The sequence below is a fragment of the Paenibacillus tianjinensis genome, from assembly GCF_017086365.1.
Lineage (GTDB): Bacteria > Bacillota > Bacilli > Paenibacillales > Paenibacillaceae > Paenibacillus_AQ > Paenibacillus_AQ tianjinensis.
In genome coordinates this window covers 3,196,650-3,223,030 of the sequence record NZ_CP070969.1, presented here as the reverse complement: position 1 = coordinate 3,223,030, position 26,381 = coordinate 3,196,650, and the positions used below count along the sequence as shown (strand labels likewise).

At 48.8% G+C, this 26,381-nt stretch carries 21 protein-coding genes; 8 read left to right on the top strand and 13 right to left on the bottom strand.

What is annotated here, in order from left to right:
- Positions 1-76: 76 nt before the first annotated feature.
- Positions 77-1,843: a cache domain-containing sensor histidine kinase gene (locus JRJ22_RS14310; RefSeq protein ID WP_206100202.1), complete on the top strand. Its 1,767-nt coding sequence runs from the start codon at positions 77-79 to the stop codon at positions 1,841-1,843.
- Positions 1,840-3,048 (top strand): response regulator, encoded by a 1,209-nt coding sequence (locus JRJ22_RS14305; protein WP_206100201.1) that lies wholly within the window; start codon positions 1,840-1,842, stop codon positions 3,046-3,048. The genes JRJ22_RS14310 and JRJ22_RS14305 overlap by 4 nt, the downstream gene beginning before the upstream one ends.
- A gap of 90 nt (positions 3,049-3,138) precedes the next feature.
- Here JRJ22_RS14305 and JRJ22_RS14300 read toward each other — a convergent pair whose 3' ends face one another.
- From JRJ22_RS14300 to JRJ22_RS14280, 5 genes are all read right to left on the bottom strand, one after another.
- Positions 3,139-3,495, bottom strand: a complete 357-nt coding sequence (locus JRJ22_RS14300) for a DUF4190 domain-containing protein (RefSeq protein WP_206100200.1) — start codon at positions 3,493-3,495, stop codon at positions 3,139-3,141.
- Positions 3,496-3,594: 99 nt separating this feature from the next.
- The gene (locus JRJ22_RS14295) at positions 3,595-4,380 is read right to left on the bottom strand and encodes a GNAT family N-acetyltransferase (protein WP_206100199.1); all 786 of its coding nucleotides are present in this window, start codon (positions 4,378-4,380) and stop codon (positions 3,595-3,597) included.
- A gap of 80 nt (positions 4,381-4,460) precedes the next feature.
- Positions 4,461-5,723, bottom strand: a complete 1,263-nt coding sequence (locus JRJ22_RS14290) for an MFS transporter (RefSeq protein WP_206100198.1) — start codon at positions 5,721-5,723, stop codon at positions 4,461-4,463.
- A gap of 54 nt (positions 5,724-5,777) precedes the next feature.
- The gene (locus JRJ22_RS14285; protein ID WP_206100197.1) at positions 5,778-6,713 is read right to left on the bottom strand and encodes a LacI family DNA-binding transcriptional regulator; all 936 of its coding nucleotides are present in this window, start codon (positions 6,711-6,713) and stop codon (positions 5,778-5,780) included.
- A 137-nt stretch (positions 6,714-6,850) separates the two neighbouring features.
- A complete protein-coding gene (locus JRJ22_RS14280; RefSeq protein ID WP_206100196.1) occupies positions 6,851-7,021 on the bottom strand; it encodes a hypothetical protein in 171 nt (56 codons plus the stop codon).
- Positions 7,022-7,129: 108 nt separating this feature from the next.
- Between JRJ22_RS14280 and JRJ22_RS14275 the strand changes: the two genes are divergently transcribed.
- Positions 7,130-7,666, top strand: a complete 537-nt coding sequence (locus JRJ22_RS14275; protein WP_232380843.1) for a GrpB family protein — start codon at positions 7,130-7,132, stop codon at positions 7,664-7,666.
- Between the two features lie 98 nt (positions 7,667-7,764).
- Here JRJ22_RS14275 and JRJ22_RS14270 read toward each other — a convergent pair whose 3' ends face one another.
- A complete protein-coding gene (locus tag JRJ22_RS14270) occupies positions 7,765-8,628 on the bottom strand; it encodes an AraC family transcriptional regulator (RefSeq protein WP_206100195.1) in 864 nt (287 codons plus the stop codon).
- 117 nt (positions 8,629-8,745) lie between these two features.
- On the opposite strand from JRJ22_RS14270, the gene JRJ22_RS14265 reads away from it, so the two are divergent.
- Positions 8,746-8,904 (top strand): hypothetical protein, encoded by a 159-nt coding sequence (locus JRJ22_RS14265; RefSeq protein ID WP_206100194.1) that lies wholly within the window; start codon positions 8,746-8,748, stop codon positions 8,902-8,904.
- A 72-nt stretch (positions 8,905-8,976) separates the two neighbouring features.
- On the opposite strand, the gene JRJ22_RS14260 is transcribed toward JRJ22_RS14265, so the two are convergent.
- On the bottom strand, positions 8,977-9,594 hold the full coding sequence (locus tag JRJ22_RS14260; protein WP_206100193.1) for a class I SAM-dependent methyltransferase: 618 nt from the start codon (positions 9,592-9,594) through the stop codon (positions 8,977-8,979).
- 234 nt (positions 9,595-9,828) lie between these two features.
- Here JRJ22_RS14260 and JRJ22_RS14255 point away from each other — a divergent pair, with 234 nt between their 5' ends.
- Positions 9,829-10,173, top strand: a complete 345-nt coding sequence (locus tag JRJ22_RS14255; protein WP_206100192.1) for a hypothetical protein — start codon at positions 9,829-9,831, stop codon at positions 10,171-10,173.
- A gap of 84 nt (positions 10,174-10,257) precedes the next feature.
- Here JRJ22_RS14255 and JRJ22_RS14250 read toward each other — a convergent pair whose 3' ends face one another.
- From JRJ22_RS14250 to JRJ22_RS14240, 3 genes are all read right to left on the bottom strand, one after another.
- Positions 10,258-11,010, bottom strand: a complete 753-nt coding sequence (locus tag JRJ22_RS14250) for an SDR family NAD(P)-dependent oxidoreductase (protein WP_206100191.1) — start codon at positions 11,008-11,010, stop codon at positions 10,258-10,260.
- A 4-nt stretch (positions 11,011-11,014) separates the two neighbouring features.
- Positions 11,015-11,428 carry a MarR family winged helix-turn-helix transcriptional regulator gene (locus tag JRJ22_RS14245; RefSeq protein ID WP_206100190.1) on the bottom strand — a complete coding sequence of 138 codons (414 nt, stop codon included), beginning with the start codon at positions 11,426-11,428 and terminating at the stop codon, positions 11,015-11,017.
- A 241-nt stretch (positions 11,429-11,669) separates the two neighbouring features.
- Positions 11,670-13,388, bottom strand: a complete 1,719-nt coding sequence (locus tag JRJ22_RS14240) for a methyl-accepting chemotaxis protein (RefSeq protein ID WP_232381193.1) — start codon at positions 13,386-13,388, stop codon at positions 11,670-11,672.
- A gap of 321 nt (positions 13,389-13,709) precedes the next feature.
- On the opposite strand from JRJ22_RS14240, the gene JRJ22_RS14235 reads away from it, so the two are divergent.
- The 3 genes from JRJ22_RS14235 to murI all read left to right on the top strand — a co-directional run bounded on the left by JRJ22_RS14235 (position 13,710) and on the right by murI (position 22,099).
- On the top strand, positions 13,710-17,177 hold the full coding sequence (locus JRJ22_RS14235; protein WP_206100188.1) for a discoidin domain-containing protein: 3,468 nt from the start codon (positions 13,710-13,712) through the stop codon (positions 17,175-17,177).
- Between the two features lie 470 nt (positions 17,178-17,647).
- A complete protein-coding gene (locus JRJ22_RS14230; protein ID WP_206100187.1) occupies positions 17,648-21,169 on the top strand; it encodes an alpha-amylase family glycosyl hydrolase in 3,522 nt (1,173 codons plus the stop codon).
- 147 nt (positions 21,170-21,316) lie between these two features.
- Positions 21,317-22,099, top strand: coding sequence for a glutamate racemase (gene murI / locus JRJ22_RS14225; protein ID WP_206105135.1), 783 nt, complete (start codon positions 21,317-21,319; stop codon positions 22,097-22,099).
- Between the two features lie 103 nt (positions 22,100-22,202).
- On the opposite strand, the gene JRJ22_RS14220 is transcribed toward murI, so the two are convergent.
- From JRJ22_RS14220 to JRJ22_RS14210, 3 genes are read right to left on the bottom strand one after another with little or no spacing between them, the layout of a single operon-like run.
- Positions 22,203-23,663 carry a glycosyltransferase family 2 protein gene (locus tag JRJ22_RS14220; protein ID WP_232380842.1) on the bottom strand — a complete coding sequence of 487 codons (1,461 nt, stop codon included), beginning with the start codon at positions 23,661-23,663 and terminating at the stop codon, positions 22,203-22,205.
- Positions 23,644-24,738: a HEAT repeat domain-containing protein gene (locus JRJ22_RS14215; RefSeq protein WP_206100186.1), complete on the bottom strand. Its 1,095-nt coding sequence runs from the start codon at positions 24,736-24,738 to the stop codon at positions 23,644-23,646. The genes JRJ22_RS14220 and JRJ22_RS14215 overlap by 20 nt, the downstream gene beginning before the upstream one ends.
- The gene (locus tag JRJ22_RS14210; RefSeq protein WP_332461331.1) at positions 24,738-26,381 is read right to left on the bottom strand and encodes a response regulator; all 1,644 of its coding nucleotides are present in this window, start codon (positions 26,379-26,381) and stop codon (positions 24,738-24,740) included. Before JRJ22_RS14210 ends, JRJ22_RS14215 begins: the two co-directional genes overlap by 1 nt.

Here is a 26,381-nt window from a genome sequence, read left to right as displayed (position 1 = left end):
TGGCGTTGCTTTTAAAAAAGCATTGGATTTATAATAGGGAACGGCAGGACAGGGTGCTAAGAAGGAGGAGAGTCCTATGCGAAACGGCTTTCATTCCATCCATCATCGGTTGTTTCTGCTGTTTCTTTTTTGCATGTCCAGCATTCTGCTCATAGTCAGCCTGCTGTACTATAATCGGACTACGGTTCAATTGCATGAAAAGATCAGCGATTTGTCGCAGAAGAATGTGGCTCAAACGGCGGGGCTGTTCACCTTGCTTTATAAAGGGTATGACGCCTTGTCGAAATCACTAAGCAATAACTTTGAGATGATTCGCCTGCTCAATGAAACAACGGATGAACCGGCAGTGGCATTTATCAATGAACAGACCATCACGAATATAATCGGCTCTATCTTTTATTCACGCGATGATCTGGTTGGGATTCATGTCATTACCGATAAGGGGAAAATCTATAATTACGGCAACTATATGAATGTGGTGGACCCGGATTACAAGACAGAGGACTGGTACAAACAGCTGCGTGCTTCTTCAGGAAAAATGGTCTGGCTGGGGGTATACGAGCATTCGCTGATCGACCAGGTCGAGGACAGTCCTGTATTCGCTTTCGGGCGGCAAATCTTTGACCTCAATGAGCATAAACCGATTGGTATTGTCCTCTATGAGACTAATCCCCAGCCGGTTCTGGACGCATTAGACAACCTGAAGCTCGGTGCGCACAGCCAGGTCTATTTGATGTCACAGGACGGCCGGTTTGTCTCATCCGCTACGGATCCGTCACCGGTGGTTGAGAATCTGCCTTCCCTGCAGACCTCAGAGGACGTAATGGTCCAGCAGGAAGCAGACCGCCTGATCGTCGCCTCCAAGCTCTCCTTCTCGGGCTGGTGGGTTATGAGTATTACGCCGGACAAAGATCTGAATGTGGAACTGATTGAGATGAAGAGATATCTGCTGATTGTTATATCGATTCTGATTATTGTATCCACGCTGATCGCTTTCATTGTATCGCGGAGTATATCCTCCCCTTTGAAGAAGATGATACGCGAAATGCGGCAGGTAGAAATCGGTAATTTCCGGGGCATGGTGAATGTCTCCTCATATCAGGAGATCAACATCCTCGTCGCTTCGTTTAACCGGATGGTGCGGCGGATCGAAGAGCTGATCGAACGGGTGAAGCTGTCGTCGGTCAGCGAGAAGAACGCGGAGCTGCATGCACTCCAGTCTCAGGTAAATCCGCATTTCCTGTACAATACCCTAGACATGATCTACTGGATGCTCGATGAGGAAGGGAATGAGCAGCTGGGTGAGCTGGTGTTGTCACTGTCTTCCATGTTCCGTTACAGCAGTCAATGGGAGGACGGGGCAGAGGTCGCGCTTGAGGAAGAGCTGGAGCAGATCGGCCACTACTTGAAGATTATTTCGATCCGGCTGGAAGGCAGGCTGCAGATTGTTACAGGCATCGATGAACAATGGCTGCCTATCCGGGTTCCCAAGATGACAGTGCAGCCGGTCATAGAAAATGCGGTCAAACATGGTTTGGAATCTCTTGGCCGCCAGGGGATCCTTAAGGTGTATACCCGCGAGGAAGGGAATATTCTGAAATTAATCGTGGAAGACAACGGGAACGGAATGGATGAAGTACAGCTTCAGCGGCTGCTTCATTCTCTCGAGGGCAGAAGCCCGAAGGAAGCCGGCAAAAGCGGCATCGGACTTCAGAATCTGCACCGCCGTCTGCAGCATATGTTCGGTGAGACGTATGGCCTGCAAATCCAGAGCTTTCCCGGAGTAGGAACGCAGGTTGCGATCCTGCTGCCGATTAATGTGGAAGGAGACACGCTTACGTGAACATTCTCATCGCCGATGATGAACGGGTAATCCGCGAAGGCATCATGCGCACAATCGAGAATATATACCCTGAATATCAGGTTTATGTTGCAGCCAGAGCCGAGGAGGCGGTTAAGGTGATGGAGGAGCAGCATATCCACATTGTCCTGACGGATATCCTCATGCCGGGTATGAACGGACTGGAATTTATGAAGATTTCAAAGCGCAGATATCCGTATGTGAAATGGGTTGTGATCTCAGCACACAGCGAGTTTTCATATGCGCAGGAGGCGGTTCGCCTCGGGGCGAAGGATTATCTGCTGAAGCCTATCGGCAAGAACAAGCTGCAGGAGATTATACACAATCTCACTGACGAGATTCAGAAGGACAGTGACATTTCCAGGCAAGGGGAGCGGCTGAGGGCAAGCCTGCGGTTTTTGCGTGAGGGAGTGTTCCAGCGGCTGGCATCAGGGCTTGATATCGGCAATCTCGACATTGGCCCCTTTATCGAAGACTTCAGTAATTATTATCTGGTGATGGTGCAGATGGATCCCGGGGACAGAAGCGTCAGGCTGGAGCACTTTATTGTGGAAAATGTGCTGTCCGAACTGGTCGAGCGTCATGGACGGGGCTTTGTGGTCAGCTATGACCGGCAGAGTCTGCTGGGTCTGGTAACTTTGCGGGAGAACGCGGTGATCGAGGAGTTTCAGCAGGAGGTCCGTGAGCATCTTATCCATTATCTGAAAGTCCCTTTTCAGATCCTGCATTCCGGCCTAAGCTACGACTTCAGTACGGTTCCCCAGGTGGTAAAACGGATGAGGGAGGCTTCGGCCTCTCAGGCTTTTGAGCTGGAGCCGCTTAAGGGAAGCGGTGAGAAGGCGATCGATGTCGCCCTGCATTATATTAAGGAGCACTACGCCGAGGATTTGTCGCTTGAGAAAATGGCCTCGGTGGTATTCCTCAATCCGGCGTATTTCAGCCAGCTGTTCAAGCACAAAACCGGCCAGGGATATAAGGAGTATGTCACCTCCCTGCGGCTGGAGCAGGCGAAGCTGCTGCTGCTGAATCCGAAGCTGAAGCTGGCAGAGATTGCTGAGCGTGTGGGGTATCAGGATATGAAGCATTTCACGCAGATGTTCCGTAAGAAGTTCCTGCTCACTCCTACGGAATACCGCCAAGCGGAGAATATCAACATTCTGATGTCCAAAGGGACCCCGCCGCAGTAAACAAAAGGAAGCTGATACCGGATATCGAAACCGGTGTCAGCTTCCTTTTGTTAAGAGGAAAATTCAGTTCTATCCTCATCAGCCGGACGATTAGATGTTGTTCGTGCTGAAGTTGAAGGTGTTGATTGCATCGTTGCCCGCTCCGGCAGCAAATAAAATAATAATAATAAATAGCAAAATTAGCAGTGCATAGATAATCGTTCCGATAATGCCGCAGACCAGCCCTGCGATGGCCAGCCCTCTGCCTCCTTCATAACGGTTGCGGATCTCTTTCAGGGAGATGGCTGACATAATAATGGCAATGATCCCGAATAAGAGGCCAATATAAGGGGTTACGATTGAAAGTATCCCCAGTACCAGTGCAGCAATGGATTTACCATTGGTGTGAGCCGGCGGGGAAGGAGGAGGCGGGTAATAATCTTGTTGTCCAAAGGGTTGATAGCTCATGAGTAAACTCCTTTAAGTGTATTGTTGTCGCTGAACATCTTACAAGCTCATACGAACATTATATTATAGAAGTTCCACATATAGGAGAAGCGCTTTAACTTATTTCGGCTGAACACTGTAATTCATCCAGTGCTCAAGCTTCACAGCAAGAGTTAGACCCACTGCTTCAGCCAGCCGGATGGAGGCCGTATTGGTATCCTGTACCTGATATCGTGGGATGTAGCCTCTTTGCAGTGTGTGATGTAAGGCTGTGCGGACTACACGTGCTGCCAGCCCCTTTCTCCGGCCTGCTTCGGCTGTATGTACAGCTCCGATCTCCCAGATCTGTTCCTCGTTACGGAATATGATACAAGTGCTGAGCGGATTATGTCCATCATACAGGGCCACTGAAAATGCTCCATCTTGAAAATAATGCCTGATTTCTTCCTGGGTATAACCGTTACTGTACCATAACGGAAGCAGCCGCTCATCAATCTGATCACTTAGTACGGCGGCTTCATCCGGAATGAAGCTTTGGCCCGGCACGCTAGAGTAGGAATAGAAGCAGCGGACCGGATGCAGCGGGAAATATTCCTGAATGGCTATCCGCGCTTCCTGCTGCAGCTTGAATACCAGCTTAGCTTCTCTTGGAATACGTTCTACGATTGCCGGTACCACTTCCGTACTGCTGTAATCCATCAGCACAATTACATCGGCTTCGGGATAGGTCTTCTGATCAAAAGAATAGCTGCAAGCCGGTAATAACAGCAGAATTCCCCATTGCTCCCCTTGTTCGATCAGGCAGCTGTCTATTACCTCATGATAGGCGGTCATCATTTTGAGTGGAGTAACATTTTTCAGCGGATTGCTGCGCAAGCGGCGCATAATGGCATCATAGTGGCTCAATGCTTAATCACTCCTGTTCGCTCTTCATCCTTCTTGTTTCCCAATGCAAATTAGTTTACTACAAAACCAGCGGCCAGACTTCATTTATATTTACGGATATGTTCAAGCTTAACAACAGAAACGAGTCCGAATAGACTTAGCAGCAGACCCGCGGTGAACATTACCGAAGCTACACCAAACTCATCTGCACCAGCCGAAAATAGCGCCAGCCCCAAAGGCGGGGCCACACTCATCAGTGAACCGAGCACACCGAACATCCGGCCCTGCAGCTCCTCCGGTACCTCCAGCCTTAGGATAATATTGATAAGAAGCGTACTGAAAGAGAAGGTGAACCCGATCACCAGAATGATAGGGAGTGCAGCATTCATTGATTCGGTGACGGAGAGGAGCATGTATAACGGGCCTAACAGCAGCAGGCTTGCAGAGACCACAAGGCCGCGGTGTTTGATCCGGCTTCCGGCGAGGAGGATCATCCCTGAGCCCAGCATATACCCCAGCGGAATACTCCCTTCGAGCAGTCCAAACTGAAAGGGAGCCGCCTTCCATACTTGTACAGCCATCACTTGGGTAAGCATTAGGGAGGAAAGGAAAAATAAGGCGAGCACGGGTAGCAGGATCGTAATCGCTCTGGCAAAAGAGTGGCCCCAGATGTAGCGGAAGCCGCCGGCAACGTCTTGTTTGAATGATTTGGCCGGTTTCCCAGCCGCGGATTTACTTGACCAGGAGCCGGCAACCAGAATCAGCAGGAAGGCCATAAGAAAGGTCATTCCGTCCACAAATACCGCCCAGGCTCCGCCTACAGCAGCGACAAATATACCGCCGAGGGCATAGCCCAGCGTACGTGAGATATTCTCGGACAAAGTCATCCAGCCTGCAGCCTGCTGAATATGTTCCTTGCCGACAATCGTGAGCAGCGAAGCCTGAAATGCCGGAGCCTGAAATTGGCCGGCAGCCGTAACAACTCCGGTAAGGCAAACGATGAGGAGAAAGGAGGGAGAGGACTGTGTCAGCGTGAAAGCAATGCTCAGTACCGTGAGACTCTGAACGAAATAGGAGCACAGAATCAGTGTTCTGCGGTTGGCACGATCGGCAAGGGTACCGGTAACGCTGCCCAGCAGGGAACACAGGATCAGGTTACTGATCGTCATGATACTCATCATTTTTGCGCTGCCGGTGGACTGCAGCACCCAGAGGCTTAACGCCAGACTGTGAAAAGCATTTCCCAGAATGGACAAGGTACTTGCTGAGAACAACAGCAGGAATACTCTGTTTTTGTGCAGACTCGGATACTTCGAAGGAGCCGCAGACAACGGCTTATCAGCACCGGCAGTAGTAGGAATCATCGTAACAGCCTCCTAATCTAACTAAACTTAAACGTTTAAGTTATTATAGAAAATTTACGGGAGAACTTCAACCAAAAATTGATTGCCGGCCAAAATCCTTGGATCCTCCTGAATATGCTTCAGTGACATCATCAATTCAAAGGCCGTCTCCGCCCGGTTGTTCTGAAATCGGATGACTCGGGTGCCGGAATCGACAATCTCGGGTATGCCGCAGGTACACAGTGCTGTAATGGAGGAGGCGAGTCCGGTATGCTCAACCGATTTTGCCAGAAATTCATTCATTACAATGACATGCTTACCACGGTTCTGCTGCAAGAAATCCTCCAGTGTGCCCGGTGCTCCTGCGGGATCAGCAGCAATGTAGATATTCTCTTTACTCAATCCGGAGCTGTCTGTAATCCAGGTTGTAAGCGCCTGGTTGTGAAAGCTCTCCATCACCAGACAGGAAGGCGCGTCAGCGGCAGATACAGCGGATTTTAGGGCAAGCGGATAATTATAGTTCACCTGATTAAACATCCGGTCATCGATCAGGCTGTCGATCAGAATCAGCGGCACGCCATCTACGAAATTAGCAGAAATCCGGTAAAACATCTTCTCCATGACATCCACAACGAAGACGGCATCCAGCTTCCGTTCGCGGATCACATCCATCGCCGGATTCTGGGGATCCAGACTGATCAGCAGCGTATGGTACCCGGACTCCGTAAGCTTTGATTCAAGACTGTCCACCAGCGTCATATAGCTCTGCCGCTTCCAGAAGGGGAGCCGGGGAGATTTGTTGATTAATATGCCGACCATTCCTGTCCGCTGAACAACCAAGGAACGCGCAGCGAGATTCGGGACATAATTCAGCTCCTTGGCGATCTGCAGAATGCTCTGGCGGGTGGGATCGGGAATCGTCTGGTTTTTGACATTATTCAGTACATAGCTGACCGTAGCTACAGATACATTCGCCAGGCGGGCGATATCCTTCATCGTTGCTTTTTTCATCCTGAATTCTCCTTTATTTGACCCTAGAAGAACAGACTATCATCCGCAGCCCGGACAAGTCAATCCGCTGCAGATTCAATATCTAAAAAGGCTGCTCTTGTCCTGATTAGACAAAGAGCAGCCCGGCGGCAATGATATTATGTTTCGTTTTTGGTAACCCCGTTCAGACTCGGGACATAATCGGCAGCTTTATCATTCGTCAGCATTTGCGGTTCTTCAGTAATGGAAGCGTGATTCTGCTGATTGTGTTTCTTGTCTGCATGATTATTGTCTCGGTCGTGCTTGGGATCGGCACTGTTTTTAGGCATAGATTTCACCTCCGTTTGCTTAGGGATAGTATGAGACGGCTGGTAGCATTTTATCCCAGTGGACGGGTTTTGCTATAATATAGCTGACAACCGGAAGGAGACTTTTCAGTGAAGAAGGTTGATGTTATCGCAAATTCCGTTATCCCAGTTGAAGTGGTTCCCTATAACCCCGGATGGAAAACAGAGTTTAACAAGATTAAAGAGCGGATGCTGGAGATGGTCGGCGATCTGATCCTCTCTGTGGAACATGTTGGAAGTACTTCTGTTGAAGGCTTATCCGCCAAACCGATCATTGATCTGGATCTGGTGATGGAGAGCTATACCGTATTGCCGGAAATCATTGAACGGTTTCAGCAGTATGGTTATAGGCATCGCGGAAATCAGGGAATCGAAGGCAGGGAGGTTTTTGAGCGCACGGCGGATGACGGATTCATGAACTACCATCTCTATGTATGCCCGCAGGACGGTAAAGGCTATCTGGAGCATATCGCCTTTCGTGACTATCTTCGGACCCATCCTTCTGCGGTGGAAGAATACGAACAGGTAAAGCTCTCCCTGGCACGGCAATACCGATATGACAGAGAGGCCTACACAGAAGGTAAAACGGAGTTTGTCCGTTCTATTTTAGACAAAGCAATGCATTAAAGAGCTTGGGATTTTGTCCCCGGATTGTCTGTTTATTCTGTCGATACAAAACCCCTGCGGAAGTCCGGCAGGGGTTTTGTGTTCAGGGAATCCGCCGCTTAATTGTTGCTCCGCAGGGCTGCCCGGTATTCACTTGGCGGTATGCCGAAATATTTACGGAACTGCTTGGAGAAATATAGGGCGTCGTTAAAGCCGACAGAGGAAGCGACCTGATCGATGCTTAGCGTACCTTCTAGCAGCCCTTTCGCTTTGTCCATCCGCATTTTGAGCAAATACTGCTTAGGAGACAGGCCAGTCCTTTGCTTAAAAGCCTTGGATAGATGTGCCCGGTGGTAACCGAGTGTTACGGCGATCTGGTCGATGCTGATCTGCTGGTGGAATTGCAGCGAGATCCAGCGGATAGCCTGGTCAATCTGCCGGTCAATCATCTCCGGCATCTCTTGAGGGCGGGCCGGCAGCACCTCCAGATTGCTGAGCCCGAATTGATGGAGCAGCAGGCGTGCCCAGCCTGAAGCCTCCAGGCTCTCCAGACGCGGATAGGGGGATTGCTGGAAGGACTGGCGGGTCCGTTCGTATAGACTGGTCAGTTCATCTACATTCTCAGCATGCAGCAGCGGCCGTTCCTTGGTAATTCCGGCATCGGAGAGCAGAGCGGCTACGGAGTTGCCTTGCAGGGCAATCCAGACATAGTGCCAAGGTACAGTGTCATCCGCCTGGTAGCTGAACAGAGCACCTGGGAAAATGACAAAGGTGTCGCCACTGCGGCATTTTTGCGAGATATTACCGCACTGAAAGAAGCCCTCTCCTGCCAATACCGTATGGATCAGATAGTAATCATGCACCGCCGGTCCCATTTTATGCCCCGGGTAAGGTTTACCTTCCCCGCTGAACAGTACAGCGAGATCAAGCTCATCCGGTACCGAATTGAATCCTGCGGCGAAATAATAATGCTCAAAATTCATGAGCGCCTCCTGTGAAAACATGCTTTGCCCAAAAATAACTACTATCACGCTACAATAGTCCGCAAGGAAAAGCAAGATACGGATTAGTTCAATCTCTTTCCAGGTATCGGGAGATGTGTGGGACAAAAATCACATACTATTTCATTCGCGCTTGCAGTGATTCTGATCCTTGTTGTATCGAACTTCTGGGGAGGACTGAATCTGCCCTCCGGTGTGGTCAGCCATGAGGGAAGTACGCTGGCAGTAATTCTTAGCGGGCTGCGTTTGCTGAGATGATATAACAACCAATAACCCCCCTCAGGTACTCTGCGGGGGTTATTGGTCTAATAACTAATGGTCTCCGTTACTTTAATCAAGAAGCTGCTGTCTCGGCTGCGCCCAAATCAGATGAACCATGCCCATCCAGTAGCTGTCCACCTTATGAATGATGAGACCTGACTCTTGAATCAGTCCGACAATATTTCTTGTATGGTGACATCCATAAACACGGTATAAAAGCGGATTAAATACTTTTTGAACAGTAGATACTGCAGGATTCGAGCTGACCCCATGTTCCAGGAAAAGGATTTGCCCATCCGGTTTACACCAGCGGCTGATTTTTTCCAACACCATTAATGGGTGATTATAACTGCAAAAGGATAATGTTGAAACAATTGTATCGAATGATTGATCCGGAAAGCTCATTTCTTCAATATCCGAACAGATGAAATCACTATCTATCTGATAATGTTTTGCCGCCTGTTTTGCTTTTTCCAGCATCGCTTCGCTGAAATCAGTTGCGGTAACCTTAATCCCCCGGGGATAGTATGGGAAATTTGCGCCTGCTCCTACAGCAAGCTCAAGCACCTCGCCCTTTGCATGACTTATAAGATGCTGGCGCCAACGCTTCTGATTGGCATCTTCTCTTTTTTTCTCATATTGGTTTGCTTGCTTATCAAAGATACGGATTAACTTTTGCTTCTCCATGTGTCCCCCGCCTTAAGAGTAAGTGAATTTCAAACTACATCATCCCTCTACTACAATAATAAATCCTAATGTCTAATTTACGGAATTTTGGAATTGTAGGAGCGTAGCGTTGGCTTTATAGATTTCCAAGTGAGAGAAGACAGACCAGATTGATTGATGGAATGCACAATGTCATAGGCGCTATGCCTTAAATATGATATTTTTATGCAAATTTCATCACAAGGGGGATAATCTATGATTACATCTGATAATCTGGAAGAGTATTACATAAGGATCGGCAGGTTGAAGCAGCGTTATTTGCCGGAGCGCTTTGAGCAGGATCTCCCTAAGTTTAGTTCCCATCCGGAGGCAGCGGACTGGTTCCGCACATTGTTCCTGGATAACTTTATCTTTGTCGAGGTGATGGAAGCAGCGGGCACCGAAAACTATTACCAGTACGACATTATTCATGACCGGGAGATCTGGGAACGCCGGCAAAGGGATATCCGTGAAAAAGGGACAGCGAACGGGCTAGGGATGCTGCTCTGCGCGCAAAGAGTGGATATCTACGAGGATGGATCCGTGCATCTGGCGGTATAGCTGGATTTAACAATAAAAAGGCGGCAGGATGGACGAAACTTTTCGTCTGGTCCTGCCGCATTTGTAATGGAGAAATACTCCAGCTTATTTGGCGTAATAACCGCCATCGATCGGCAGTTCAACACCTGTAATGTATGAGGAATCATCTGAAGCCAGGAACAGTACACCTTTGGCGATATCATCCGCTGTACCTAGCCGCATCAACGGAGTCTGTGCGTAGAACCACTGCTTCATTGTCTCATCCTTCAGCAGATCCTCAGTCATTGGCGTTTCAATATAACCGGGATGGATCGAGTTCGCGCGGATGTTATGCTTAGCATAGTCGACTGCCGTAGCTTTGGTCAGCATACGGACAGCACCTTTGCTGGCAGTGTAAGGTCCTGCACCGCTGCCGCCGGTCAGTCCGGCGATCGAAGAGATGTTAACAATGGAGCCGCCTCCGGCTGCGATCATGTGCGGGATCACCGCTTTTTGACCGATGAAAATACTGGTAACATTAATACTCATCGTCCGCTCCCAGCGCTCTACGGTCTGGTCCATGAATGTTGTAGGGTCGGAGACGCCGGCATTGTTGACCAGAATATTGATCTGGCCGTAAGCGCGAAGTGTTTCCTCTACGACCAGGGCCCAATCCTCTTCAGAGGTGACATTTTGCTTCAGCCCGATGGCCTTGCCACCGTTAGCCCTAATCTCCGACACGACCTCCTGAAGCTTCACTTCCTGAAGGTCTGTAACGACAACCTTAGCGCCTTCTTTGGCGAATAGCAGGGCGTCTGCTTTCCCCATACCGCCAGCTGCTCCAGTGATAATTGCTACCTTATGTTCTAATCTTCCCATGACATTATTCCCCCTGAGGTTGTAATTTGGTTCCATTTATCGTGTGTTCCAGATGCGCAATCATCTTTTGATAGGAGCTAATCATCAGATCCAGTTCTGTTTCATTCAATTCATCCCATAACCCTGCGGTCAGCTGACGGTAGCGGTCCATCATGCTCTGTTCGACTTCACGGCCTTGTTCGGTAATCTTCAGCAGTACCTGGCGCCTGTCCGTTTCAGAAATGACCCGCTCAATATAACCTTTCTGAACCAGCTTGCTGCTTAGGTTGGTAATGGCTGAGAGGGTTACATCCAGTGCTCCGGCAAAATAGGAGCTGGTCTGCAGATCTTGCTTCGCCAGTGTCTGCAGAATGAAATACTGCGGGGCTGTCAGGTTGTTATCCAGCAGCTTCGCGTAGCTTGCCACCAGTGTCATCATGTGCCGGCTGATTAAATCAGAGAGCTGATCGTGTTTATCCAGTAGGTATCACCTCAGTAATTATAAAAAATACTTTAAATATTTTAATGGTTAATACATATTAACAATTTAAATTTAAACTTTAATGCAGGAACAGTCAACCCATGGAGTGTTGGTTAGTATTTCCATTCTTCGGAAAGATTATATGCAACAGCCCAAAAAGAGCCGCAGGTATGGCGGCTCTTTCGTTAAGATGTGAAAATTAAATTCTAAATTTTGAGGACAACTCCTGCAATTCTTCGGCCATCCCCGAAAGTGACTTCACAGCACCTTCTACCTCTAACATCGTCGCCAGCTGCTGCTCGGAAGCGGCTGCGACATTTTGCGTTTTATTTAAGGAAGAACCTGCGATTTCACTAGTGACCTGAAGGGAGGCGCTAACTTCTTCAGAGCTTGCTGAGATTTGCTGGGAAGCGGCTGATACTTCCTCTAGCTGCTGGTTTAATTCCTGAATGTAGCCGACAATCTGCTCAAACGTCTGCTTCGCTTCGTGCATGCCCGTAAGACCTGCCTGGATCTCTGTGCTTTCCTTGTCCATCATTTGGGCGGCTTCCAGTACCAGCGTCTGAATTTCCGTCAAAATAGAGGCAATTTGACCAGAGGATTGATTAGACTGTTCAGCTAATTTACGCACTTCTGTAGCCACAACAGCAAACCCACGTCCATGCTCTCCGGCGCGTGCAGCTTCAATGGAAGCATTAAGCGCCAGGAGATTCGTCTGCCCAGCAATCCCGCTGATCAGGCCCACGATTGTACCGATCTCCTGTGAATGACTATCCAATTTCTTGATCACGGCCGCAGATGCCTGGGAGGTGCTCAGAATGGTGTCCAGCTGGCCGCTGACCGTGGTGATTTTCCCGCTGCCCAGCACGGCCTGTTCAGTGGTATAGCTGGCAATGCTGGAAACATCAGATGCGGATTCGGCAACCCGTTGAATTCCGGTAGCAACCTCATCCATGGCCCGGCTGCATTCCTGTGAACCGCTGAGCTGCATAACCGAGCCATCTGCTACCGCTTGAATTTCTTCAGCGATATGGCTGCTGGCGGCACTGGTCTGCATGGAGCTGGCGAGCAGCTCCTCAGAGCTTGCCGAGAGCATCTGGGAATGTTCGCCGATCCTCGCTATAATTGCCCGGAGTCCGGCAATCATATCATTGAAGCCGATAGTCAACACGCCAATCTCATCCGTGGATTTATAGCTGCCTTTTACAGAAAGATTCCCGTTCTGGGCGTCCTGCATCAGCGATTTCAGTCTGTTCAAGGGGCGGGTAATCATGCGGGAGAGCAGCAAACTAATGGTTCCGCATACCGCTACAGATGCAGCCAACAGTACGAACAAATTGAGTTGACTCGCTGAAGCATCATTTTTATTGTTATGATTAAGCTCGGCAGCAGAGGCCTGATTCAGCTTCTTGATGGATATTAGGATATTCATAATGTCGGTGCGGATAGGTGACAACTGCTTAGCAAATACAGTGTAAGCCTCTGCCGTCTGGTTAGCTTCAAGCTTGCCCAACATCTGATCGCGGGCTTCGTTGCTCTTGGCAATCATGCCTTTGAAGGTATCATATTGCTGCTTCACATCGCCAGCCATACCGATGCCTTCAATCTGCTTCTGGGCGGCAATACTGCCGGTGATGATGGAGCCAATCGAGTCATTGATTTCCTTTTGCCTGGCGACAGTTTGGTTAGAGGGTATCATCAGTTCCAGCTGTAGAGCGTTAATCTGGGCGTTGTTGATAATAATCTGATTTAGCAGCTCATTTGGAACCATATAGTGCTGGTACATCTGCTTTGCGTTACCATTAATCTTATTAAGGTAGTGAAGTCCTGAATATCCGATCAGAATCATAAAAAAAATCGACAACCCGACTAAACCCATAATTTTCACTGATACTTTCTGATTCGCCAAGTAGCTCATCACGACAACAACTCTCTCTCATCTCTGGATGTTTAAAATCTACGTTATTTATATCGTAAATTATAAGGCTAATCTAAAGAGACAAATTAAAATTTGAACAAATATCCGGAAAAGAGATAATAGATTGCTCAGTAATCCTTCTGCACAAAGACGATGTTGTGATTTTATTGCAAAGAACATGGGAATACCTATCTTTTTCGTAGAAATACCTCTTATAGCCGGGACTGATCAGTCTCTATAATGAGTGTGTATTTCATGGAAAGGAGGATCGGTAGTTACTTCTAACCCATTACTATCCATACATTGCTGAGGAGGATTATAATGCGCAACAAGTATGTCGTATGGTCTCTAATAGCGGCTATGCTGATCTCAAGCTTGTATCTCGCTGCCGGAACCTTCGGAAACGTGTTTGCAGCCGGCGGGCCGAATCTGACACTGGGTAAAAGTATCACTGCAAGCGGCCAATCACAGACGTATGAACCGAATAATGTAAAAGACGGTAATCAAGGCACCTACTGGGAGAGTACGAACAGCGCGTTTCCCCAGTGGATTCAGGTTGATCTGGGAGCGAATACAAGCATCGACCAGATCGTATTAAAGCTGCCGGCCGCCTGGGAATCGCGGACACAAACACTGGCAGTTCAAGGCAGTACAGACGGCTCGTCTTTCACCAATATTGTCGGCAGCTCAGCCTACGTGTTTAACCCTTCGGTTGGAGGGAACACCGTCACCATTAATTTCAGCGCAGCAAGCACCCGCTATGTCCGGCTGAACGTGACAGCCAATACAGGCTGGCCGGCGGCGCAGTTCTCTGAAATTGAGATCTATGGTACTTCCGCAGCGACACCGACACCAGTGCCGACAGCAACTCCGACAGCCACTCCAACGGTAACTCCAACTCCAACAACGGCTCCATCCCCGACACCGACTGCAACTGTCACACCGACACCTTCGGCATCTCCAACAGCTTCACCAGGCGGAAACATCGCTATCGGCGCTACTATCACAGCTTCCTCGTATACTCAGACCTACGTCGCCACGAACGCGAATGACAACAACACCGCCACTTATTGGGAGGGCAGTGCAAACCCAAGTACGTTACTCCTTGATTTTGGGGCCAATCAGAATATTTCATCCATAGTCCTGAAGCTGAATCCGGCAACCGAATGGGGAACGCGTACTCAAACCATTCAAGTGCTCGGCCATAACCAGACGACAACAACCTTTAGCAATCTGGTATCCGCACAGGTGTATACCTTTAATCCGGGCACTGGCAACACAGTTACTATTCCGGTAACGGCAACTGTGAAACGACTGCAGCTGAACATTACTTCGAACAGCGGGGCTCCGGCCGGCCAAATCGCCGAATTCCAGGTTTATGGCACCCCGGCATCCAATCCTGACTTGACGATTACCGGGATGTCCTGGACACCGTCAGCTCCGGATGAATCCAGTGCAATGACGCTGAATGCAGTTGTCAAAAATAGCGGTAGCGCAGCATCTCCAGCGACCACCGTTAATTTCTACTTGAACAGTGAACTCGCAGGCTCGGCTTCCGTGGGCACACTTGCTGCCGGGGCATCTGCAACGGTATCGCTGAATGCCGGGACTAAAGCCGCAGCCAGCTATTCGATCACTGCCAAGGTGGATGAGAACAACTCGGTTATCGAACAGAACGATGCCAATAACAGCTACAACCACACCTCTTCGCTAGTAGTGAGTCCGGTAGCAAGCTCCGATCTGGTGGGGACAACATCCTGGAGCCCCGGGACCCCGGTGGCCAATAACAGTGTAAGCTTTACGGTAAACCTCAAAAATCAGGGTACCGTTGCCTCTGCCGGCGGTGCTCATGCCATTACTGTAGTCCTTAAAAATTCTGCGGGAACAGTCCTGCAGACATTTAACGGTGCATATAACGGTACAATTGCAGCGGGTGCATCGGTTAACGTTGCTATCCCTGGAACATGGACAGCGGTGAATGGGAACTACACGGTGACTACGACCGTTACAGCAGATACCAACGAAGTAGCCTCAAAACAGAGCAATAATGTAAATACCACAAATCTGGTGGTCTACGCTTTGCGTGGAGCAAGTGTGCCTTACAGCCGGTATGATACCGATGATGCCGTAAGAGGCGGAGCGGCAACACTCCGAACAGCACCCACCTTCGACCAGTCACTGACCGCTTCGGAAGCTTCCGGGCAGAAGTATATCGCGCTCCCGTCAAACGGCGCTTACGCTGAATGGACGGTAAGATCCGGTCAGGGCGGGGCAGGGGTTACCATGCGCTACACGATGCCGGATTCGGCAGACGGAATGGGCCTGAATGGTTCGCTGGATGTGTATGTTAACGGCAGTAAGGTTAAAACCGTATCTCTGACTTCATACTACAGCTGGCAGTATTTCTCGGGCGATATGCCGGGTGATGCTCCAAGTGCCGGACGTCCGCTGTTCCGTTTTGATGAAATACACTTCAAGCTGGATACTGCACTCAAAGCCGGCGATACCATCCGCATCCAGAAGAACAATGGGGACAGCAACGAATATGGGGTAGATTTCCTGGAGATCGAACCGGTTCCTGCGGCAACTGTCCGTCCGGCAAATTCGGTATCCGTGACTGACCACGGTGCTGTTGCGAACGATGGACAGGATGATCTGGCTGCCTTCAGAGCAGCCGTTACTGCAGCGGTTGCAGCCGGTAAAAGTCTTTATATCCCGGAGGGCACCTTCAACTTAAGCGGCATGTGGGAAATCGGCTCGGTCAGCAATAAAATCAATAACATCACAATTACCGGAGCCGGGTTTTGGCACACCAATATTCAATTTACAAATCCTAATGCGGCGGGTGGAGGTATCTCACTGCGGGTTACCGGCAAGCTGGATTTCAGCAACGTCTACATGAACTCGAACCTACGTTCCCGTTACGGACAAAATGCAATCTATAAAGGCTTTATGGACAATTTCGGGACCAATTCGGTTATCCATGATGTCTGGGTGGAGCATTTTGAATGTGGAATGTGGGTCGGGGACTATGCGCATACCCCGGCGATTTATGCCAGCGGGTTGGTTGTTGAGAACAGCCGTATCCGTAATAATCTGGCCGACGGCATCAACTTTTCCCAGGGTACCAGCAACTCGGTTGTGCGTAACAGCAGCATCCGTAACAATGGAGATGATGGGCTTGCAGTTTGGACCAGTAACACTAACGGTGCACCGGCGGGAGTAAACAACATATTTTCGTATAACACGATTGAAAATAACTGGCGTGCAGCAGCCATAGCTTTTTTTGGCGGAAGCGGCCACAAGGCAGACCATAACTACATTATTGATACGGTAGGCGGTTCCGGCATCCGGATGAACACGGTCTTCCCGGGCTATCATTTCCAGAATAATACCGGTGTTGTGTTCTCGGATACGACGATCATAAACAGCGGCACCAGCAAGGACCTGTACGGCGGTGAACGCGGTGCGATAGACCTGGAAGCTTCCAATGATGCCATCAAAAATGTAACCTTCAGCAATATTGATATCATCAATACCCAGCGTGATGCAATTCAGTTCGGATACGGAGGCGGTTTTGAGAATATTGTATTTAACAACATTAATATTAATGGTACAGGACTTGACGGTATCACCACATCACGTTTCTCCGGGCCGCATAAAGGTGCCGCTATCTACACCTACACCGGAAATGGATCAGCTGCCTTTAATAATCTCATCACCAGCAACATTGCTTATCCGGGTCTGAATTACATTCAGTCAGGGTTTAGTCTGACGATCAACAATTGATTTGCTTGGGCGTTAAATAGGAAGAACGGAGGGGTTCAATAGAACTCCTCTTTTAGTTAAATGACAAGGATTATAACGTTATATTGCTATATACCAGACGACTATTTTCTGCGGAAATGTATGTACTTCAAAGTTTTTCTGAAAAAAACAGGAAACCGGTTTCTACGTGCCTAATCATTAGAATGAGTGAGTATTATCTAGATAAATAATTGTGATTATAGCTCAAAAGATCCATTGACCGGGAAAAGGCGGGAGACTATAATCAGAATCAAGAAAAATTCATTGGACAAGATGAAGCGTCTTATCACCTTATGTAAATCTTGTTTTGTAAACGCATACAATGAATCTTTTCCGTCGGACCCTGGGGGTGGTTATACTACAACGTCAATGCGTAATTGTTCTTTTGTTCTTATTTTTGCAAACGTTTGCGCAATTAAAATCGATTCACATTCGATGAGGAGGTAGTTTATTTGGTGAGAAATAAAACGAGGCGGTTTCTTTCTTGGTTGATTATTTTTGCACTGTGCTTCGGCTTGTTCGGGACATCCGGAGGAGCTTCGGCCAATAATACTAATTATACAGTCACATACACCAATACCACAGCAACTGCTGTAACTTTGCATTGGACTACAAGCAACTGGACGACGCTTACGGATACAGTCATGACCAAGAGCGGGACAACCTTCACGGCCAACATCACTGTTGCCGAAGGTGCTACATTAACGTATTGCTATCATATTACTGCTCCGACTGACAGCTGGGACAATAACAGCGGGAAGAACTGGTCTGTCATTATCCCTTCCGCCGGGAAGTACGAAGCGGAAAGTGCAGCTCTGTCAGGCGGCGCCAAAGTAAATACTAATCATACCGGTTATTCCGGAACCGGCTTTGTGGACGGATACACAGCAAGCGGAGCGTCTTCCACCTTCAATGTGCAGGCTTCAGCAGCAGGAGTATATAATGCAACCCTGCACTACGCTAACGCTTCTGGCAGTGCCAGGACTCTATCTGTTTATGTTAACGGCACAAAGGTAAAACAAACCACCTTGGCTAATCTGGCCAATTGGGATACCTGGTCTGACCAGACGGAAGCACTTACCCTGCTGGCAGGCAATAATACGATTGCCTATAAATACGATACTGCCGACAGCGGAAATATTAATATTGATTATGTAATTGTTCTGCCCGGAACTTCTCCAACACCTACACCAACAGCAACTGTAACTCCAACTGTAACTCCTACACCTACACCCACAATCACACCAACTGTAACTCCAACAGCCACTCCAACAGCCACACCAACTGCGACACCTACTGTGACACCGACAGCTACCGTATCACCGACGCCAACATCCACGGCGACCGGCATTACGGTTCATTTTAAAAAGCCTTCAACATGGAATTCAGCGGTCCGCATTCATTACTGGAATTTGAATCCGGCAACGGTGCCGGTCAGTGGGGCATGGCCGGGAATTCTCATGAATGTAGACGGAAATGACTGGTACAGCTACACGATAGCCGGCGCAGCAGGCACAAGCCTAATTTTCAACGACAGCAATGGCAAACAGACAGCCGACTTGGCGCGGACGATTAAGGAGAGCTGGTATTACACAGATAATGTCTGGTATGACACCAATCCGGAAGCGCCTAAGATACCGGTAATTACAGTTTCACCTGCTCCAAAAACATACGATTCCGCACAAACGGTTGCACTTTCCAGCAGCAACAGCGGAGATAAAATATACTATACAACCGATGGTACTACCCCGACGACAGCATCAGCTTTGTACACAGCACCTATTCAAGTGTCCTCCTCCTTGACGATCAAGGCTTTTGGGGTGAATATCAGTGGCCAAGCAGGCAGCGTGGCGTCTTTTGCCTATGTAATTGATCTGAATGCCGACCTGCAGGCTCCAACCATTACAGCGAATTTGCCGGTAGGGCAATCCACCTCAGCAGTTACCGTCTCTTTCAATATCAAAGACAACAAAGCTGCCACTACTACAGCATATTATACTGATAATGGTACAGAACCGACTTCGGGCTCTAAAGTATATATTTCCGGGAATGCGTTGGCTGGTTTGACCGGACCATCAATTCTGATTTCCAAGACCACAACCTTAAAGTTCCTTGTAATCGACGCAGCCGGTAACCGTACCAACCAAAGCTTTGTGTACAGTATCGGCAATAAAGGGGACTTCCGGGAAGATTCCATTTACTTCGTGATCACTTCCCGCTTCTACGATGGTGATACCAGTAATAACGTACATGCCTGGGATGATGCCAAAGCAGGGAATCCGGATTCGGATCCGGCCTGGAGAGGGGATTTCAAAGGGCTGATTCAAAAGCTCGATTACATCAAAGCGCTCGGCTTCAGCGCCATATGGATTACTCCGGTAGTTCAGAATGCCAGCGGTTATGATTATCATGGCTACCATGCGATCAATTTTGCCAAAGTCGATCCAAGATATGAGTCGGCCGGAGCGTCCTACCAGGATCTGATCACCGCCGCCCATGCCCGAGGAATTAAGGTCATCCAGGACATTGTCGTCAATCATACCGGTAACTTCGGAGAAGAGAATCTGTTCCCGATGTTCAAGAAGGATGCCACTAAGGCAGATACGATCGCTAATCTGCTCAAAATTACGGATAAGCTGCCGGCCAATTACGACACTATGACACCCGACCAGCAGTATCAGGCGAGACTAGCACTTATGAAAACGGCAGAGGCCAACAATAACATCTACCACACCGAGAAAAGCCTCTCCTGGGAATCATATACGGTACAGACCGGGCAGATTGCTGGTGACTGTGTGGATCTCAACACCGAGAACCCTGTTGTAAATCAGTATCTGATCGACAGCTATAACCAGTATATCGACATGGGCGTAGATGCCTTCCGCGTGGATACCGTGAAGCATGTAAGCCGTTATATATTCAATAAGTATTTCGTACCTGCCTGGAAAGCCAGAGGCGGTTCCAACTTCTTCATCTTCGGTGAAGTGGCTACCCGGTATAGAGATGTCTGGAACAGTGGAATTCCGGCGATTTCAACGCCATTCTATACCTGGAAATCTGCGAAATCGTACCCTGGCGACGGTCAAAATGATTACGCTTCCAACAAGCTGTCTGTCGAGCAGGAATGGGCGGACAATTCAACAACCGCAGGGCAGCCAATCTCAAACAATGCTTTTCTGATCGGCAATATGTATCATGCTCCGGATTTTTCCATGAAATCAGGCATGGATGTCATAGATTTCCCGATGCACTGGGCATTCAAGTCTGCGCAGGAAGCCTTCAGTATGCGGAGCGGTGATCAATATTATAACGATGCTACCTGGAATGTGACCTATGTGGACTCCCATGACTATGCACCTGACCAGGCACCGGAGAATCAAAGATTCGCCGGAACGCAGGACACTTGGGCCGAGAATCTGGCGCTGATGTTCACCTTCCGGGGCATCCCGGCCATATTCTATGGATCCGAAATCGAATTCCAGAAAGGTAAAGTTATTGATCCTGGCCCGAATGCGCCGCTCAGCACAACCGGCCGTGCATACTATGGCGACCACATTGAAGGCAGTGTGACGGTACAGGATTTCGGAAAATTCACAAACGCAACTGGTACGCTAGCTGAATCGCTCAATTATCCGCTGGCCAAGCACATCCGGCAGCTTAATCTGATCCGTAGAGCCGTGCCGGCGCTGCAAAAGGGCCAATATTCCACGGAGAACGTTAGTGGTGAATTAGCTTTTAAAAGAAGATATACAGATACCTCCAAAGGTATAGACAGCTTTGCGCTTGTTACCATTTCGGGCAATGCCACATTTAGCGGTATTCCGAACGGAACCTATGTGGATGCAGTGACAGGTGACAGTAAGACGGTTACCAACGGCACAATTACATTGACCTGCTCCGGAAAAGGGAATGCACGGGTGTATGTTCTAAATGGCAGCGGCGGAATAGGTGAGACCGGAACGTATTTGAAATAAGGGTAATACAATAAGAGAGACAGCAAAGCAGCAATCACTCTGCCTATCAGGGTATTTGCTGCTTTGACTACTTTAGGCACTGAAAATGGTACAGACAACAGCAACATGTTAAAATAGAACACACAACATATAGAGAAGAGTGAAATGATGCGGATAGGATTTTTTGATTCCGGGATCGGTGGAATTACTGTACTTCATCAAGCGTTGCAGCTCCTGCCTAATGAGGATTACATCTTTTATGCAGATACCGTGCATCTGCCTTATGGGGAGAAACCCAAGGAAGAAGTAAAAGATTATATATTTAATGCTGTTGATTTTATTGCTGCGCAGGGTGTAAAGGCTCAGGTGATTGCTTGTAATACTGCGACCAGTATTGCGATAGAGGAGCTCCGTGAGAAATATGACTTTCCGATTCTGGGTATAGAGCCTGCCGTCAAACCCGCTGTGCAAAAGTGGGAGCTTAACCGGAAAAAAGTGCTGGTACTGGCAACGAACCTTACACTGAAAGAGGAGAAATTCAATAATCTGGTGAAGCGTCTGGATCATCAGGATATCGTCGACTGTCTGGCACTTCCGGGGCTGGTAGAGTTTGCTGAGAAATATGAGTTTAACGAAGAGCAGGTTATCGGCTATCTAAAGGATGAATTATCCAGGTTTGAATTATGCCAGTACGGGACTGTTGTATTAGGCTGTACGCATTTTCCGTATTTCACCAATGAACTTATAAAACTGTTTCCTGAGAATACAGATTTTATTTCAGGCAGTGTTGGAACCGCAAAGAACCTGAAACGGATCCTTGAAGCGAACGATCAGCTGGATCATGGCACGGGGGATATCATATTTTATAAATCCGGTTTTAGAGTAGAAGATAAGGAGACCATAGATCAATACCAGAAGCTGCTGGGGATGCTGGATGGATTGTCCACTTAAATTGCGGTATGAAAGTCTATTGTTCACTAAAAAAACGGGTACACTCCTATGTAAGGACAATGTATCCGTTTTTGTTTGAAGCATTATGCTTTGCATTTCACGTTTATGCTCCCGGTTTCTTGGAGTTCATGACATTGCCGCGAACCATATCACCCCACTGATGCTGTTTGCCGCGTATCCCTTGGAACAGTCCCTTAAAACGCCAGGCTGTCATGAGGGGGCGGAACCAAAATGCCTCAGAGAGGGCATAAATGAACATGCGGAATAAATCAGCGACCTTATTGTACCGGCCAACGATCCACTGCTCAAATAAGACAGCCCCGACGGATAACAGCGAGCCGTAAATTACCATCACCAGGAACAAAGCCAGACTAATTTGGGTGTTAACTACATGGAGAAAAATACCCAGCACTACTGTAAGCATTCCGAGCACCTCAACCACCGGACCCAGCAATTCAACGAATACAAAATACGGCATGGCGACCATTCCGATTCTTCCGTAGCGCGGATTCAAAAGCATCACTTTGTGCTTCCACAGGCTTTCAAAAAGGCCCCTGTGCCAGCGTGTACGCTGGCGGTGAAGAACCTTAACGCTCTCCGGTGCTTCCGTCCAGCAGACGGGGTCCGGTACATATACGATTCTTGCTTTACTTTTCTTCTCCTTAATACGCCGGTGCAGCCGAACAATCAGCTCCATATCTTCACCGATCGTCCCCGGTTCATAGCCGCCAGCTTCAATGACCCAGTCTTTCTTGAATACGCCAAAAGCACCGGAAACGATAAGCAGAAGGTTGAACCGGCTTAGTCCGACCCGACCCATTAAAAAAGCCCGCAAATATTCGATAACCTGCATGATAACCAGCGGTTTCCTGGAAAGAAGGACATTATCGCTGCTGAGATGCCCGCTGTCGACATAACTCCCGTTAGCAATGCCGACGCTGCCTCCGGTGGCGACTATTTCTTCTCCCGGGAGTGCGTCCATCACTGGCTTCATTATCTTGATGAAGGCATCTGTATCCAGCACGGTATCGCCGTCCAGGGATGCAAAATACGGATATTGGCATACATTGATGCCCACATTGAGAGCATCCGCCTTTCCGCCGTTTTCCTTGTCGACAAGCACCAGATTATGATGCTGGAGGGAACGGTAGATGCCGCGGATAGGCTTGGTTTCCCGTCCGAGGCCTGACCACTGCACCTTGCTTTTAACTTCCACCATTTGAAATTCTGAGATTAAGCTTTGTGCCGTTGAATCCTTAGAACCATCATTAATGACAATGATTTCAAACTGCTTGTAATTTATTCCGAGGAGTGACCGGACGCTCCAGACAATATTTAATTCTTCGTTATAAGCGGGAACCAGGATGGAAAGGGGAGGCGCCAGCTCGCTGCTTAGAAGCTTGTCGTATTGTATCGGCTTGATATCTTTCTCCCGGAACAGCTTTCCAGCGGCTATAAAAAACAGTGTGATGTAGACCAGGGTTATAAAAGCAACATAGAACACCAGCCCGTAGGATAAGCTGTCCAGCATTTTATAAACTACCTCAATGAAAGACTCCTTCATATCGTTTCCTTTCCAGCGTTTCTTCCGCCATTTCTCTCGCAAAACGGTCCGGATGATGAAGAGCGGCGCTCTGCAGCTGTTCTTCTCCTGATTTGTAACGGGAAAGCGAATCACTGGCCGTCTGCCGGACAGGATACGACTCATCACCCAGGAACTTCAGCAGAATCGGAATAAAATGTTCCTCGCGAATGCTGCCCATCAGCCGGGCCAGCGCTTGCCGCTCATTCCAGGAATAATCGGTTTGCGGTTGCAGGATAGACGCTACCAGCTTGCTTTCGCTTTCAGGACTAATGTATCCAAAGTTCGCAATCGCATTGATTGCACGCAGGCGAAGGGTAGGCTCCTCACTGCCGAGTAGTGACTCCAGAAGAGTAAGTACCGGAGCCGAGCGCTCATTACGCAGACGAAGAGCATCAACCATGGCACACTGCAATCTTAAGGGATAAGCCGAGAATTCAGTCAGGATTACTTCTTGCATAGAGGACTGAAGCGGTAAAAGCAGCTGAAGCAGCTGCGACTCCGACAAGGAAGAAGCTTCATCTTGTAGAAAGGGCAGAAGCTCTTTCATCTGAAAGCTGGCGAAAATCCGCAGGATCAGAAATTTCTCGGTATCTGAAAGCTTTCGTTTGCCTAGCAGCTCCACAAGCTCTTCCCGCAGGGAATCCATGCGAAAGAGCTCCAGCTCCAGCAGTGCGTTGACACGTGTACTCCACCGGCGCTTCTTCAGCAGTATTGCATAATAATCATGAAAATGATTGCGTGCGTATTCGTAAATCCGGGATCTTTCAAGCTCCGTTCTGCTTATGGACAGGCGTACACGCAGCGCTTCGAAAATAGGTGAGCGGCGGTTCACACTGACATTAAGCAGGCGAGGTTCTACACCCGTTTCCAGAAAAACCTGCAAGCCAGAATCTGTTCCCAGCAGTTGTTGAAGACGGCGGTTATAACGGGCGTTATGCTTGTTATTCATTGCTTTGCGTATGGATAAGTACATTAGTAGACCAACCAGTATGATTAAAAGCACGAGTCCGGTAATTTGAATAAACTGGAGGAGATAACTAAAACGGCCGTTCATCACTTCTTCCCCCGCAAAAGCCTAACAACGCGGGCTTCAAGTTCTACAAGACTGAAGGGCTTGGTCAAATAATCATCTGTCCCGGCCTGAATTGCTTCGGCAATCTCGCGTTCCTCATTTACACCGGTCAGCATTAGTATCGTATATTCGCCTCGGCCCGCACCGCTGCGAAGTTTGCGCAGAACCTCCATGCCATTCATCCGCGGCATCATCCGGTCCAGCACAAGGAGATACCGGCCTCCCATGGAATGCCAGGGATCACTGAAAAATTCTTCTCCGTCCTTGAATTTGCGGATCTCCATATTATGGTTCCCGGAGAGATCGGATAGCTGTTTTGTCAGCAGGTTGCGGATCAGATCATCATCGTCAATCACCGCAAGACGCAGCGGCTGTTCCTGCACGATGCCTGATTGGTCTTCGGTATATCGGGTACAAATTCCCCCGCCGGCAGCCTTGGAGGCCGCAATGGCCATAGCTGCCTGTTCTAGAATTTTTTCGCTGGGCACCCCGCTGCTGACTGCCGTCACACCGGCTGAGTAGGTCGCGGCAAGGGGCAGCTGCGGGTCCTTTTGATACTGAAATCCGGCAAACTGTTGAACCAGACGCTGAGCCACATGCTCGGCTTCCTCTTCTGTCAGACCAGGCTGCAGCAGCAAAAAACGGTCAGCACGTTCTCTTGCCCAGATATCCTGATCCCGCAGATGGGAGCGGATATAAGAAGAGAACAACCGGAGAAGCTGGTCCCCTTCATCATAATTGCCGTCGGCGTTCCATTTACGGAACTGATCGATATCGAGAACCGCCAGACTAAGTGGCGAACCTGTAGTTGATGAAGCACTGCGCCAGCGCTCCAGCTCCTGTCTGAAGAAACGGCTGTTATACGCCCCTGTAAGCTCATCGAGCATGAGCATGGAAGTCAACTTTAGCCTTCTGGAGAGCTGCCGGCCGATGCGTGCCGCGAATTCGTCAAGTTCGAACGGTTTGGATATGAAATCATCCGCTCCTGAGGCATAGCTCCTCATCCGCGTTGCTTTGTCGTTTCTGGCGCTCATGAGCAGGGTGGGAATCAGTCGCTCCTCGCAGCGGCTGCGAATATTGTCCAGTAATTCAAAACCGCTGCTGTTCTCCAGAACGATATCTAAAACCACACAATCCGGCTCCAGATCATAACACCATTCCAGTGCTTTAGAGGGCAGGGGGGTGGCCAGAACCATCCAGCCATAATCTTCTAACGTTTCTTTAAGCACTCTGAGCATTCCCGGGTCGTCATCTACAATCACAATTAAGCTTTTTTTCATTGGATCACTGGAGGTCGACTCATGAAAAGTAGGCTCAACCAGCTTTATATCCATTTCTTCTGCTACACCGTCAGCTTCAGCTTCGTCATCGGGTAGAAGGGTGTATAAAGGCTGGAGATACACTTCCAGTTCGGCATCTGACCAATCACGTACCGAATCATCCCTCAGCTGTCCGATCAACTGCTCTGCGGCATCTGACCATTCTGAGAGTCCAATCGTTCCGGCTGTACCTTTGATTGAATGAATCAGACGGTAGATTTCGCCTTCAGGTACAAGCGGGGCGGAAGCTAATACCCCAAGTTTTTCTTTCATATTCCTTAAAAATAATTGTTGAAACTTGTCCAT

Excerpts from the sequence above, each read along its gene's own strand:
- JRJ22_RS14310 (WP_206100202.1), top strand. The coding sequence starts at position 77 with ATGCGAAACGGCTTTCATTCCATCCATCATCGGTTGTTTCTGCTGTTT.
- JRJ22_RS14300 (WP_206100200.1), bottom strand. The coding sequence starts at position 3,495 with ATGAGCTATCAACCCTTTGGACAACAAGATTATTACCCGCCTCCTCCT.
- JRJ22_RS14290 (WP_206100198.1), bottom strand. The coding sequence starts at position 5,723 with ATGATTCCTACTACTGCCGGTGCTGATAAGCCGTTGTCTGCGGCTCCT.
- JRJ22_RS14285 (WP_206100197.1), bottom strand. The coding sequence starts at position 6,713 with ATGAAAAAAGCAACGATGAAGGATATCGCCCGCCTGGCGAATGTATCT.
- JRJ22_RS14280 (WP_206100196.1), bottom strand. The coding sequence starts at position 7,021 with ATGCCTAAAAACAGTGCCGATCCCAAGCACGACCGAGACAATAATCAT.
- JRJ22_RS14270 (WP_206100195.1), bottom strand. The coding sequence starts at position 8,628 with ATGAATTTTGAGCATTATTATTTCGCCGCAGGATTCAATTCGGTACCG.
- JRJ22_RS14260 (WP_206100193.1), bottom strand. The coding sequence starts at position 9,594 with ATGGAGAAGCAAAAGTTAATCCGTATCTTTGATAAGCAAGCAAACCAA.
- JRJ22_RS14255 (WP_206100192.1), top strand. The coding sequence starts at position 9,829 with ATGATTACATCTGATAATCTGGAAGAGTATTACATAAGGATCGGCAGG.
- JRJ22_RS14250 (WP_206100191.1), bottom strand. The coding sequence starts at position 11,010 with ATGGGAAGATTAGAACATAAGGTAGCAATTATCACTGGAGCAGCTGGC.
- JRJ22_RS14245 (WP_206100190.1), bottom strand. The coding sequence starts at position 11,428 with ATGATGACACTGGTGGCAAGCTACGCGAAGCTGCTGGATAACAACCTG.
- JRJ22_RS14240 (WP_232381193.1), bottom strand. The coding sequence starts at position 13,388 with ATGAGCTACTTGGCGAATCAGAAAGTATCAGTGAAAATTATGGGTTTA.
- JRJ22_RS14235 (WP_206100188.1), top strand. The coding sequence starts at position 13,710 with ATGCGCAACAAGTATGTCGTATGGTCTCTAATAGCGGCTATGCTGATC.
- murI (WP_206105135.1), top strand. The coding sequence starts at position 21,317 with ATGCGGATAGGATTTTTTGATTCCGGGATCGGTGGAATTACTGTACTT.
- JRJ22_RS14220 (WP_232380842.1), bottom strand. The coding sequence starts at position 23,663 with ATGAAGGAGTCTTTCATTGAGGTAGTTTATAAAATGCTGGACAGCTTA.
- JRJ22_RS14215 (WP_206100186.1), bottom strand. The coding sequence starts at position 24,738 with ATGAACGGCCGTTTTAGTTATCTCCTCCAGTTTATTCAAATTACCGGA.
- JRJ22_RS14210 (WP_332461331.1), bottom strand. The coding sequence starts at position 26,381 with ATGGACAAGTTTCAACAATTATTTTTAAGGAATATGAAAGAAAAACTT.